This window comes from Domibacillus sp. PGB-M46 (assembly GCF_022668875.1).
In the GTDB taxonomy this organism is placed as follows: domain Bacteria; phylum Bacillota; class Bacilli; order Bacillales; family Domibacillaceae; genus Domibacillus.
Genome location: NZ_JAKGCR010000021.1, coordinates 43243 through 55535 on the forward strand (window position 1 = coordinate 43243; position 12293 = coordinate 55535).

General features: G+C 41.7%; 12 protein-coding genes. 7 read left to right on the top strand and 5 right to left on the bottom strand.

What is annotated here, in order from left to right:
• Window positions 1-183: 183 nt before the first annotated feature.
• The gene (locus tag L2D08_RS18505; RefSeq protein ID WP_242236026.1) at window positions 184-324 is read left to right on the top strand and encodes a hypothetical protein; all 141 of its coding nucleotides are present in this window, start codon (window positions 184-186) and stop codon (window positions 322-324) included.
• Window positions 325-638: 314 nt separating this feature from the next.
• Here the strand turns inward: L2D08_RS18505 and L2D08_RS18510 are convergent, their stop codons facing one another.
• Window positions 639-1481, bottom strand: coding sequence for a manganese catalase (locus L2D08_RS18510; RefSeq protein WP_242236028.1), 843 nt, complete (start codon window positions 1479-1481; stop codon window positions 639-641).
• Window positions 1482-1684: 203 nt separating this feature from the next.
• On the opposite strand from L2D08_RS18510, the gene L2D08_RS18515 reads away from it, so the two are divergent.
• Window positions 1685-1999 (top strand): hypothetical protein, encoded by a 315-nt coding sequence (locus tag L2D08_RS18515; RefSeq protein ID WP_242236029.1) that lies wholly within the window; start codon window positions 1685-1687, stop codon window positions 1997-1999.
• A 192-nt stretch (window positions 2000-2191) separates the two neighbouring features.
• Here the strand turns inward: L2D08_RS18515 and L2D08_RS18520 are convergent, their stop codons facing one another.
• Together L2D08_RS18520 and L2D08_RS18525 are read right to left on the bottom strand one after the other, a co-directional pair.
• The gene (locus L2D08_RS18520; RefSeq protein ID WP_242236030.1) at window positions 2192-2599 is read right to left on the bottom strand and encodes a YndM family protein; all 408 of its coding nucleotides are present in this window, start codon (window positions 2597-2599) and stop codon (window positions 2192-2194) included.
• Between the two features lie 477 nt (window positions 2600-3076).
• Window positions 3077-3517, bottom strand: coding sequence for a hypothetical protein (locus tag L2D08_RS18525; protein ID WP_242236031.1), 441 nt, complete (start codon window positions 3515-3517; stop codon window positions 3077-3079).
• 220 nt (window positions 3518-3737) lie between these two features.
• Between L2D08_RS18525 and L2D08_RS18530 the strand changes: the two genes are divergently transcribed.
• Window positions 3738-4010, top strand: coding sequence for a hypothetical protein (locus L2D08_RS18530; RefSeq protein WP_242236033.1), 273 nt, complete (start codon window positions 3738-3740; stop codon window positions 4008-4010).
• A gap of 758 nt (window positions 4011-4768) precedes the next feature.
• Here the strand turns inward: L2D08_RS18530 and L2D08_RS18535 are convergent.
• Entirely contained in the window at window positions 4769-5662 is an 894-nt protein-coding gene (locus L2D08_RS18535) for a C39 family peptidase (RefSeq protein ID WP_242236034.1), read from the bottom strand.
• A gap of 591 nt (window positions 5663-6253) precedes the next feature.
• Here L2D08_RS18535 and L2D08_RS18540 point away from each other — a divergent pair.
• A complete protein-coding gene (locus L2D08_RS18540) occupies window positions 6254-7648 on the top strand; it encodes an amino acid permease (protein WP_242236036.1) in 1395 nt (464 codons plus the stop codon).
• A 61-nt stretch (window positions 7649-7709) separates the two neighbouring features.
• Here L2D08_RS18540 and L2D08_RS18545 read toward each other — a convergent pair whose 3' ends face one another.
• Window positions 7710-9524, bottom strand: coding sequence for a LysM peptidoglycan-binding domain-containing protein (locus L2D08_RS18545; protein WP_242236038.1), 1815 nt, complete (start codon window positions 9522-9524; stop codon window positions 7710-7712).
• Between the two features lie 349 nt (window positions 9525-9873).
• Here L2D08_RS18545 and L2D08_RS18550 point away from each other — a divergent pair, with 349 nt between their 5' ends.
• From L2D08_RS18550 to L2D08_RS18555, 3 genes are all read left to right on the top strand, one after another.
• Window positions 9874-10626: a TerC family protein gene (locus L2D08_RS18550; protein ID WP_242236040.1), complete on the top strand. Its 753-nt coding sequence runs from the start codon at window positions 9874-9876 to the stop codon at window positions 10624-10626.
• A 130-nt stretch (window positions 10627-10756) separates the two neighbouring features.
• Window positions 10757-10954 carry a DUF6980 family protein gene (locus tag L2D08_RS24560; protein ID WP_375337614.1) on the top strand — a complete coding sequence of 66 codons (198 nt, stop codon included), beginning with the start codon at window positions 10757-10759 and terminating at the stop codon, window positions 10952-10954.
• 216 nt (window positions 10955-11170) lie between these two features.
• Window positions 11171-12157: an S-layer homology domain-containing protein gene (locus tag L2D08_RS18555; protein ID WP_242236042.1), complete on the top strand. Its 987-nt coding sequence runs from the start codon at window positions 11171-11173 to the stop codon at window positions 12155-12157.
• Window positions 12158-12293 lie beyond the last annotated feature (136 nt).

Below are 12293 nucleotides of genomic sequence, written 5' to 3' on the forward strand. Positions count from 1 at the left end.
AGGACGATGTATAATGGATTTTTCACAGAAAAGCTAGGCGGGAAATTTCTTTGCCGCTGAATACAAGTAGATGAATCTACAAACGTACGAAAGATTGAGGGGAGCGTGGAATGGTACAAAAAGTTGTTCAAGGAATGGGATTAAATTTACCTAACTTCGCATAATAACTTCGAGGTGAATATGATGGCTGAATTAGACATTTTGAAATGCCCAAGCTGCAAATGGGAAGGCCAGTTTGAGGAAACAGAATTGGATGAAAGAGTAACAGAAGATGGTTCTTATTGGGAGCATTATTGCCCTAAATGCAAAACAGTCATTGGTTGAGTATCCTACAGGGTAGGATGTTTTTTGAGAAGTGAAAACGTTGTCTCCTGAATGACCGGTCTGTGGAACCGGTAGATAAAAACCCGGTGCTTATTTTTGCTTAACGGACATTAAGAATACTGGAGCGCTTTATTGCTTATCTAGGTGCTTGCTCTCAGCTTCTTGTTTAAAGGTATAAAAGCTTAGACACAAGCTCTCCTGGTTGTTCATCAATTAAACTTGTTATTCTTATAAACCAAGAAGATAAAATCAAAAACAAAAGGCACTCTGTTTAGTGCCTTTTGTTTTTGATAAAGTATTAAAATGTCATTCTGTCATTTAGAAGAAACTTTTTTAGCATCTAGATCGTGGTGGAGAGCTGGGGAAGGAATCTCCGGATTAGGGATTTGCCCTTTTGGAGATGGATTTGCCAGATAGACATAATCTCCTGTTCCATCCGGTGCACTTCCTGTGGCCCAAAGACCTGTAGAAGAAGCTGTTCCTTCTGAAAGATCCCAGAATTCATAAGCATGAGGCTGTGCTTCCTGCTCCGCCTCAGCAGGGAATGAGGCAGGCACCACTACGCCATTTTTCTCTTCAAGTTCTTGGATAGCAGCCATCCACTGATATTGATGATACCGGTCGCGTGCGAGCATTTTCCGGAATACAGTACGAACACCTTCATCTTTTGTCATATGGTATAGGCGTGCAACCTGCAGGCGCCCTTGAGATTCAGCATGCAGGTTGGAGCGCATATCAGCCAGCAGGTTGCCGCTCGCTACAATATAGTTTCCGTTCCACGGCACACCGTTTGAATTGGTCGGCAGGCCGCCAAGTCCGCTGACAAGCAGATGCTGTGGGTTAATACCGCCCATGATAGCAGCAATAGCTGGATCTTCCGCTGCTTCGGCCTGTGCTTCCGGCGATGCCCCGTCTAGGAGCTGGCTGATCAGGGCACAAAGCATTTCGACATGGCCGATTTCCTCTGTACCGATATCCATCAGCATATCCTTATATTTTTCTTCTCCACGGCAGTTAAACCCTTGAAAGAGATATTGCATCATGACAGTCATTTCTCCAAACTGGCCGCCGAGCACCTCTTGAATCTGGCGGGCAAGCATTGGATCTGGACGTTCAACTTTTACCTCGAACTGAAGTTCTTTTTGATGGCGGAACATAATGAATCCTCCTTTTAGATGGGGGTTTTTCCCTTTATTTTCTTACCTTTCTTTCGTTACCCACTTTTTGGATGAATCAACCACTTTTGTAAAAAAACTAAATAGGGCTAAAAGTTAACAATCTTTTTAATAAGGATCCATTCAAGAGGGGAGGAAAATAAACCCTGTTTCTTGAATAAAAATTAAAAGGAGTTGGATAAACAATGGGCTTTTATGAAAAAAGGTATGACTTAAAGAACATTGTAATAAAAGAAACCGGGGAAATGATTGAATTTGATGGGGGTACTTTACACGTTTATAAAGGCAGTGAAAGACAAAGGTGGGAAGCCAAATTATCAAATGTCAAGAATCATAAAATATTTGACGATTCGATATTAGAGGAAAAAGGATACATTGATTTTAAAATCAAAAGCAGTGAAAATGATGAATTTAAAGGAACTGCTTTCGTTTCGGACTTTGACCCGGACTCTAGCGGAACTAAAATTATGTTAACAGGTATAGGGGAGTTAATTGGCTAGGGAGGATAGAAGTCATACAGCATCCCAGTTATTAAAAAAACTCCTTTGGCTTGAGAAGAGGTGTATGATATTTAATCATCATTAATTTCAGTAAACTTTCGAATCTAAAAATTTGTACAAAAGCTGCAGAAAAATAACCGAAGAAAAGCCCCGGATTTTTATCCGGGGCTTTTCTATGCTGCTTATAACCGTTTAGGCTTCATAGTGCGCATGTTTTTCACGGAAAACATGGTCATCCAGGTATTTATGGAAGAACCATTCACCCGCTGCAATAATGAGTGCTGAAAGAAAAGCAGCTGACAACACGTCACCATCGTTAATGAAAAGAGCTTTTCCCATTAGCCAGACGACTAGAAAAGCTAACACAGCGTCTGATACTGTTGCAATCGTATTACGTTTTACGTAGTCTGAGCTCGGTCCATGATCGTCACCGGTTCTGCGGAACAAAAGCAGATCGCCAAGGATATACGCCACGACGGTGAGCACAAGACTAATCAAAAGTGTATCCCCGAATTCACCATCATAAATACCAGTAAGGACGATGCCCAAAACAACCGCAATCATGATAAATTTGATCAAAATCGCTTTTACGTGTTCCAAGGTAAACACCTCCTTTAGTGGTTGTGCTCAACTTATACCCGGGGAATAAAAGCGTAAACAATTTTTGCTTTTTTATGCATTAAAACCCCACTTTTTTCCTAGTGAACCTCTTTTTCTTTTATTTTGAAAAAGTGGACGTGTTGTACTAATTAAATTCCTGATATCTGGTAAAAGAAAAAGCGAACGGACTCTCAGATATGCTGCTGCCATTTGAGAAAAAGGAAAAAAGCAGACTTTCTTTTCATACAATTTTTTATGTGCAAACTCCTATTTCTTACTGCGGGTATACTGTAGGAGTTCCTTGAGCGTATTAGGTTGATTTTTGAAAAAATCATAAATGGACAGTATAGAAATGAACTCAGTCGATCTGGTTCTTATATGTATGGTTTTATGGCTATTTTTAAAATAGGAGAATCCATTTTGACCATTCCTTATTCAAAATGGACTCTTTATTTGACAGAATGGCGTTTTGCTTGCTTAAACTGCATCCGTATGGATCGGTGTGTTGTCGGTTGACATATGGGTCAATCCTTTTTCTGCTTTCAAGGACATAAAGAAACAAAGCAGGGAAAGCGGAGCACAGGACCAAACAACCATATATCCTCCATAAGAGTAAATAGTAAAAAAGATAAAGCTGATACTCAACAAGTAAAGAGAAAAAGCGAAATACATAATCATGCACCCCTTGTAAAAGGCAGCACGTTCATTCATTTGTGCTTCTTTTTTGCTAAGTTCTTTATGATGACGGTTAAAGGAATGGGCAGAAGACAGGAGCAAAACTGCAAAAGCAGGCAGGATATAGGCATATATATCAGGCTGCTGCAGACATACATACAAGCTGACTAAAAGAGATAATCCAGCAAAAGTTAAAAGGGAGGCTACATCGTAAAGGCCCGGGTTTTGTTTGGAATGGTTCATGGCATCTTTTCCTTTCTTTGTGATGTCACTGCCTTTATATTTTGTCCCGATTTGCTTTTGTTCATAACTTTGTCACATTTTCACAAACATTTTTGTATAAAAGGATCAAAAAAATGGAGGAGTTACAAAAGAATTTAAGGAGAACAAGCAATAAAAGAGCTGAAATGTGGATATAATGCAGAGAAAGCGCTTTATATTTTCTTTATAGGAGCAGAGTAAAATGAATATCACAATCGATGAAGCACTTATCATTATTAATGAAGAATTATTAAACCAAAAGCCGTCCAGTTACAGAATTGAACGAAAAGATCATTATCCTAAGATAAGGGAAAATGATGTGCTGGCCAGCCTTGGCTGTTTAGGAGCTGAGCTGAAAAAATCCGGCATTGTTCCTTTTCAAGATGCCGGTTACCTGCATCTTTTGCGCCTGGCTGAGCAGAAATTTGAAGTAGAGTTTCACTTTGGGGGAATGAAGCTGCCGAAAGAAGTATAATTCTGGCTGGACGGTTTCGATTCTCCCATCTACTGGGCTGGGCCAGGTCATTAAGGTGCCTGTTTTTCTTTATAATTCCAAAAAACAGGCCTGAAACGAACAAGGCATAAAGAAACAGCCACCCAAACTGCCAGTAATCTAGGGGAGGAACAGCTGTAATGATATCCTCCATGATCCTGATATCCAAAGAAAGTTGAAGTGGCAGCATCAGCCAGATAAGGCCTTTTGTATATACAACCGTGTTTTTAACGTAACTATGGAAATGGATCCAATTAAAACAGAAAGAACGCCCCGCCACGTATTTTCCCTTTATTTACGGATCCTCCAAAAAGCGCCCAAAGCATAATGGACAGTGTGGACAAGCTGAAGTGCGCTAAAAAGCCAAGAAGCACATGCACCGAATAACCGGCCCGCCAAGTGTATCAAAAACAATGGGATAGGCTGTTGAGCCAATACCCAAACAAAAGCCGACCCAATAAGCAGGTAAAAAACAGCGATATATAGTAAGACCATCTGCTTTTTGTATGCATGAGTAATGTGCCGCTGACCTTGATCTTTGTGGGTTTAGAATCCCGTTTGCTTTATCCGTGGGAGTGTTAAAATAATAAAACTTCACTTTGCTGAAGGCGGGAGATCTCTTGTATACGCCTTATTTAGCTGGTGAACAAACACCTGTTTCAATCTTGGGAAGAACCGTACAGAAAACCCCCCAAGTACAAATGGACATCTCCCTGTGTTTGAGGGGTTCAGTATTTGTTTTACTTTAAGCTGATCGCTTGTTTCCCCATTTGTTCCCACGCAGCAATAAAAGCGGCTTTGTTTGATTTATTGTTTTTGATTCCTGTCAACGGATCATTAAAATAAATATAGTTTTCATCAAAGCCTGTCACGAGTACAGAGTGCTCTCTATACGTAATTTCCACCGGTCCATCTGGTGTTTCCCACGTCCTAAACTCTTCTTCTCCTAACACGTTGAATGTAGCGTTTGTAATAATCCAGACCGTTTTGTCGTCTTTAAGTTTGTTAATGACACTATCAAAGCTTTCCCCGGTGATGTTTTCTACTTTGCCAGGAAGATAGCGCTCAGCCAATTCGAAAATCGGCTCATTATACACGCCGTATCCCGGTGTTTCAAAGGAATACATGTCACCGACAAAACCCGTATGGGGGTTGCCAAAATAGGTTTTTCCATTTTGCTTCGTCATCGGTGTAGGGTCTCTTTTAATTTCTTTGGCAAGCTTCATCTTATCCGCGTTCACACCCGCATCCTGGAGCAGCATAGCAAGACTCGTCACTTCACATCCCCGCGGCAGTTCAGGCATTTGATTGATTAAAGGGGCATCCAGAATTTTTTCTGTTACATTCGCTTCTGTGCTTACACTCGCCTGTTTTTGCTCAGGCTCTGTTGCTTCTTTGGGCTGTTCTTCCTGGATGGCTTTCTCGGGCTCTGCTTGAACGAAGGAAGAAACGGCCTCGCTGATGTTGTCTTTATACAAATTGAGGTTGTATACACAAAGAACGACAAACAGTACGAGTGATAAAAGAGAATAAATAAGAAGTGGTTTGGCGGGTTTTAAAAACCTGTTTTTTACATAAGCTGCTGCAAAAATAAGTGTCATGGCACCTGTGCCAAAAAGAAGAGTAACCTCCATTGTTCAAACTCCTATAATTCGATGCCGAAAAAAACAACACGGCATCTTTTATTTATAAACTGTACTTTCTACTTTTTAGCCAAACGATTTCGCCAGCTTCCGAGAAACAATGAAGAAAAAAGATAGCTAAAGGGGAGCAGGAAGAGATTGATATCTAATCGTATTCTACCATAATCTGGTCAGAACGTTCATTGATTGATTACCTTTTATGCGGAGGAAGGTATAAGCGTTGGCGGGTTACATCTAAAAGATACCTATATGAGAGAGGAAAAGGGGCATGGGAAGAAAGTGATTGACTGTATAGGGAAAAACCAAATGAATAATTTCTTTGTCAGAAAATATAACGATATGGCTTTACAATGAAGGAAATTTATTTATAATCATAGTAACAAGTTAAACAGATTTGTTTAAACTTGATTTTATTTAACAGAATTGTTTAAATTAGTTTAACGGATTTGTTTAAACTGTCATCAGTCTTTCCAAAATTTCATCGTTTGCTAAATTAAAAGATCAAAGGGAATGGCTGAACCAAGAAAGAAAGCGCTTACGTATTTTTACCATCTGTTTCTATATTTAAAGGAGAGTGAGAAGATGAACCATTCACCAACAGAGTTAAAGAAAGATTTAAAGATTCGGCATATCACCATGATTTCTTTAGGTGGAATTATTGGAGCCGGATTGTTTGTAGGAAGCGGCTCGCTTATTAATATGGCAGGCCCTGCTTCAATCTTTTCTTATGCCCTGGCAGGCCTGCTTGTCATTTTGGTTATGCGCATGCTGGGAGAGATGTCGATGGTCAACCCATCAAGCGGCTCGTTTGCGACCTATGCTAGAGAAGCACTCGGTCCCTGGGCAGGCTATACAATCGGGTGGCTGTATTGGTTTTTCTGGGTAATCGTAATCGCTGTTGAAGCCATTGCCGGAGCAAACATTATTCAATATTGGTTCCCGTCTTTGCCAAGCTGGTCCGTTAGTTTGATCCTGACTTTCTTGTTAACATTGACAAATTTGTACTCTGTTAAATCGTTTGGAGAATTTGAGTATTGGTTCTCATTAATCAAAGTAGTCAGCATTGGACTGTTTTTAATTCTCGGGGGAGCCATTATCTTTGGATTTTTCCCAGGCATTGAATCACCTGGAACATCTAATCTTATACACCACGGCGGCTTTTTCCCGAATGGAATCAGCGCTATTTTCCTAGGCATTACCCTTGTGATGTTTTCATTTATGGGAAGCGAAATTGTTGCGACAGCTGCAGGAGAGACGCCGGATCCTGAAAAAGCGATTACTGTGGCCACCAATAGTGTCATTTACCGCATTCTCATTTTTTATCTGGGCTCTATCCTTGTACTGGTAACGGTTCTTCCGTGGGATTCCCAGGATCTTTTGAAAAGCCCGTTTGTATCTGTACTGGAAATGGTCAATATTCCAGCTGCAGCACAAATTATGAACTTTATCGTACTCACTGCTGTGCTGTCCTGCTTGAATTCCGGCCTTTATACGAGTTCACGGATGCTGCTTGCAATGGCGCAAAATGGAGACGCGCCTCGCGTGTTCTTAAAAATTAATAAAAAAGGCGTGCCCGTTCAGGCGATCTTAGGCTGTACCGTTATTTCTTACATCAGCGTGGCATTCAACTATTTGTCTCCGGATAAGATCTTTCTTTTCTTAGTAAACGCTTCCGGGGGAGTAGCGCTGCTTGTTTATCTTGTTATTGCTTTTTCACAACTGCGCCTGAGACGCAAATATGAGAAAGAAAATCCAGGCGCGCTGCGCATCAGAATGTGGCTGTTTCCGTATTTGACGTATGCAACTATTCTAGCGATTTCGGCTATTTTTATCGCAATGGCATTTATTGATTCCCTTCGATCCCAGTTCTTCTTAACACTGTTGATCGCGGTTTTAGTTGTCGGTTCTTTCTTTTTGAAAAGAAACACACGGTCAGCAGATGCCGTTTCAAAAGAAAAGAAGCAAATGACCATTTAAAAGCAGCATGCACAAAAGAAAGGGAGTGAGTCCAAACCATTTGGACTCGCTCCTTTATTTTTTATAGAAACCGAAGGGAGGTACTTAATTGATTTACATGCTGCTGATCAGCCCAGAGAATAAAATAGTTGTAAGTCGTTCCCTCAATCTGCACCGGCTTTGGATAGCGGACGATCAAAGCGGCCTGCCCGTTCATTTCCGGAGGCTGGTCCTCTGACGGAAAAATCAAGCAGGCTTCCTGCTGCTGGATTTTTGTATGAATGATTCTGGGCGCGGAGCCGTATGGCTGTAACGGATGAAAGGCTTCGTTACGGCAGACTTCATGAATCGCTTCATCTGAAGCAATAGCGGATATTTGAAAGAAACCATCTGGTCCTTCATACCGCCCGTCGCTTACTTTTTGCCAATGGGAAGGATAATGAAATTGAACACGATAGGCAGAATTCGTATATGTTTTTGTCAGCGGCAAACGTGGCGCAGGAGACCATTGTAAAGCGGTAATAAAAGCCCCTTTTACAAGCTGTATTGGAACGGGGTGCTGGATATCAACCACCCACATCTCATCCGCGATTTCCTCAGTGCTGCATCCTGACAAATAAGCAACTTTCCGGCCGTTTGGCGACCATGTGACAGGAGTGGCAAAGCAATTAGAAAGAGCTTTTGTCCGGTCGTTTTCTCCCTGCTTTCCAGACGTTCGAATTAATGAAAAATACCCGGCTTCTTCAAAGGCAGTGGCACTGTAAGCAATCGTTGATGAATCAGGGGACCATACCGGAAAATAGTTTTTCGCAAGCGGTCCGCCTTTTATTTCAAATATTCTGCCTGTAGAAAGTTCCAGCGTATAAATCAGAGAGATACTGACCCCGGGAGTGGTGAATAAGACGTATGCTTCATTAGGAGAAAGGCGTACATGGTGAAGCGGTCCGCCAGTGTTTTGGGTAATTTGGTGTTTACGTGAGCCGTCGCTTCTTATACGGTAAAGCTGGCTCGTTCCCGATGCATCCGGTGCTTGAAACAGCAGCTCGGTCCCGTCTGCAAACCATTGAACATCTGTCGCGCCAGGCTCCTTTATTTTTTGAGGTTGATGGGTGGAGAGAGAGTACAGAATGATTTGGTTTTGGTTTGTATACGCTAACGTTTGGCTGTCTGGGGACCAATTGAGATAACTACCCAGCCCCTCTTCGAGCTGATCAATTCGAGAAACAGTCCGCTCCATTAAATGAATAATATAAAGAATATTATTTTTTCCAACAAAAGCGATTTTTGAACTGTCAGGAGACCAGAAAGGAGCCGAAAAAGATTCTCCCAGCCCTGTGGTCAACTGTACATTTTCCCCGTTGGTTAGATTGTAAAGCCATATATCGTACATCCCTCCACGGTTGGAAGTGTAGGCAATAAAGCCTCCGTCGCCGGGAGGGGCATAGGGAATAAACAGCTTTATACCAGGCAGCAGTCTATCAGACGGAAGGTGATTGGCTTTTCGGATCAGCTCTATATTAATGCGTCCTCCTGTTACCACGTTAAACCGCCTTGCAATGTCAAACAGCGTATCTCCAGGCTGCACTACATAATAAGGTGCGCCCTGTGGGACTTGTAGCAATTGTCCGACTTGAATCGTATAAGGAGGGCGAAGCTGATTGGCTTCAATAATCAACGATTGCGGAACGCCGAAAAATTGAGCAATGCCGAAAACAGTATCCCCCGGCTCAACGCGAATCGTATCAACACCAGGGGGAACAGAAAGCTGCTGTCCGACATAAATCGTATAAGGCGCCTTTAAGTGACTGGCAGCAATTAGGGACTCAAGCGGCAGCTGCCATCGCCTTGCGAGCTGATAAAGCGTGTCCCCAGGGCGGACTGTGTAAAAACGCTGCATCCTCGACCCTCCCATTTTTATTTTTAATAATCAGTTTAGCGTATTACAAACACGAGAAAAAAGTGCTTGTCCTTGAACCGTTCATGCTGAATTGGATAAAAGGATAGATCTTTCTGCTTGGCAGTTCCTTTGCTGCATATAGGGGACAGGCACAATCCTGCTATTCAATAAATGAACAATGTGTGAAAAGTATCTGTTTCAGGTTTGATGCTTTCTCAGCCGGTCATATTAAGAGGGTATGTATATTTATGTGAAAAATTTTCCGTGAATCATTTCACAAACAATGTGTTTTATACTAGAATTTAAAAGTGTTTAAACTATTTTCATAGGTTATTATAAGGAGGGAATTATGGACACGTCTTTGTTGTTAGAGTATGGATGGATTTTAATTGTTTTAATCCTTCTAGAAGGTGTTCTATCGGCTGACAACGCCCTGGTTTTAGCGGTCATGGCTAAAAACCTGCCGGCAGAGCAGCAGAAAAAAGCGATTAATATAGGGCTGATGTTAGCTTTTGTATTCAGGATTGGAGCGATTTTTCTTATTTCGTTTCTTTTCCATGTTTGGCAGGTACAAGCTATCGGAGCCGCTTATTTAATTTTTATTGCTTTAAAACACCTGCTTAAAAAGAATAAGGGAGAAGAAAAAGAGGCGAAAGTGAAAAGCTACCGCGCAACAGTTGCACAAATTGCGTTAGCGGATATTGCCTTTGCGATCGATTCGATTTTAGCAGCCGTAGCGCTGGTTCTGGCCTTGCCGGATACACCGATCGGTGCTATTGGCGGTATGGATGGCGCCAAGTTTATTGTCATTGTTCTCGGAGCGCTTGCAGGCCTGATCGTCATAAAATTTGCAGCCGGCTTTTTCGTTGAGTTACTTGTTAAGCGTCCAAGCCTTGAAACGGCGGCAATGGTATTGGTAGGCTGGGTTGGAGTCAAGCTGTTGATGCATACCCTTGCACACCCGGCTGTACATCTCATTTCTCATGATTTCGTTGAAGGACCTATTTGGAAAACAATTTTCTGGTCCGTGATGGTTCTGATTGCTTTAGGCGGCTGGTTTTTATCTAAAGGGCAGCCTGAAAAACTTAAAAGCGGGAACTAATAATATAGAACATAAAAAGCGCCTGGAGCTTCCAGGTGCTTTTTTCGTGGAGGATAAAACAACCAGAATATGTATAGAAAATGACAGGAAACAATCTTACAGTTTAATTGAAAAATAGGATGTTGAGCAAATGAAAACCTATTGCTGTGAAGACATGAAGTATCATGCTTCTTTTAAATGTAATGTTCATGAAAATCCCTCCGACTGTCCTGATCAGCTTGTCTACTGTGATAAGGATGGCAGAGAGTTTGGAATCATTATTCACGACGGCGGCAGCCCGGTTATTGCAATTCGGTATTGTCCTTGGTGTGGGGGCCATTTAGATTAGATACAAATAGGGTTTCCTATTTATGATGGAAAATGATAAGCACGGAAGATTATATCGGCTGTAAATGAAGTTAATTCCATTATATTCGCAGAGTTGGCCGCAGATTATCCAACTTAAGGATACTTATACAATATTATCTGTCTCTCTACCTATTTACTGTATTTCTGGAAAGTGCTAGAATCATTTTAATAAATTTGCAGAATAGGAGATACCCCTTTGAAAAAACTTTCTTTATTTACGGCTGCCACAGCCACTACAGTAGCAATTTCCAGTTTAGCCGTTCCAGCGAGCGCGGCGGAACCTAGCCATCCTTTTACGGATGTAGGAAGCCGGTACGATGAAGCGGTCAGCTTTTTATATGAGATTGAAGTAGTCAATGGAGTTTCAGCCACAAAGTTCGGTACGAGCCAAACGTTAACACGGGGCGATGCAGCCGTTATTTTAGCGAATATGCTGATGCTTGATACGGAAAATGCTCCAGACGCGGGTTTTAAAGATTTAAATAACCGTGTAAGAGGGTCGGTTAACGCACTTGCTGAAATCGGTGTAATTTCTGGCGTGACAAAAACAGAATTTAAGCCAGGGTTATCTTTAAGCCGTGGTGCGATGGCTAAATTCCTTGTAACAGCATTTGAATTGGAAGAATATGCAGAGCAAACACCGTTTACAGATGCTGGAGGCGTGTTCAAGCCATACATTGAAGCTCTTTATGGAACAGGAGTTACTTCAGGTAAGACGGGCACATCGTATGGAACAAACCTAAATATTACGCGCGGCGAATTTGCCAATTTGTTATATGGAACATATCTCTTCGTTGTAGAAAATTCATATTTCCCATTGGTGGCAAGTGTACAGGTAACTTCAGCTACACAAACGAAAATTAATCTGACAGAAGCGGTGCCGGCAGAATATACAAAAGATGATGTAGCAGCAGGCCTGTATTTCAGCGTTCAGTACAGCGATGGAAGTGTGGAGGAATTTGAGCCTGCTTCTTATTCTCTCTCAGCTGACCGTAAAACTTTCGTGATCAACCATACAAACGTATCACTAACTGGCAAAAAAGGTACAGTGATCATTGAAGACTTTGAATCTGAAGCAAAAGCAGCGTTTGATTTCACAGCTGTGAAGACAACCTCGAGTGCAAATGCGGATTCTTCATTTGTACACACAGCAGGTCTTCCTGCAACGAAAGCAGCAGAATAAGCAGACAAAAAAGCCCAAGCGTTTTGGGCTTTTTTTATTTGTCCAAAACGGCACTGAACTGTGAAAGCAGCATAATTTTTCATCAAAAAAGTGTGCAGGCAGTCTTTCTTTAAGAGCAACTGCTGCCCATTCTCTT

Bases quoted from the DNA above. Each gene is read 5' to 3' on its own strand.
- L2D08_RS18530 (WP_242236033.1), top strand. From the start codon at position 3,738: ATGAATATCACAATCGATGAAGCACTTATCATTATTAATGAAGAATTA.
- L2D08_RS18535 (WP_242236034.1), bottom strand. From the start codon at position 5,662: ATGGAGGTTACTCTTCTTTTTGGCACAGGTGCCATGACACTTATTTTT.
- L2D08_RS18550 (WP_242236040.1), top strand. From the start codon at position 9,874: ATGGACACGTCTTTGTTGTTAGAGTATGGATGGATTTTAATTGTTTTA.
- L2D08_RS18515 (WP_242236029.1), top strand. From the start codon at position 1,685: ATGGGCTTTTATGAAAAAAGGTATGACTTAAAGAACATTGTAATAAAA.
- L2D08_RS24560 (WP_375337614.1), top strand. From the start codon at position 10,757: ATGAAAACCTATTGCTGTGAAGACATGAAGTATCATGCTTCTTTTAAA.
- L2D08_RS18510 (WP_242236028.1), bottom strand. From the start codon at position 1,481: ATGTTCCGCCATCAAAAAGAACTTCAGTTCGAGGTAAAAGTTGAACGT.
- L2D08_RS18540 (WP_242236036.1), top strand. From the start codon at position 6,254: ATGAACCATTCACCAACAGAGTTAAAGAAAGATTTAAAGATTCGGCAT.
- L2D08_RS18545 (WP_242236038.1), bottom strand. From the start codon at position 9,524: ATGCAGCGTTTTTACACAGTCCGCCCTGGGGACACGCTTTATCAGCTC.
- L2D08_RS18525 (WP_242236031.1), bottom strand. From the start codon at position 3,517: ATGAACCATTCCAAACAAAACCCGGGCCTTTACGATGTAGCCTCCCTT.
- L2D08_RS18505 (WP_242236026.1), top strand. From the start codon at position 184: ATGGCTGAATTAGACATTTTGAAATGCCCAAGCTGCAAATGGGAAGGC.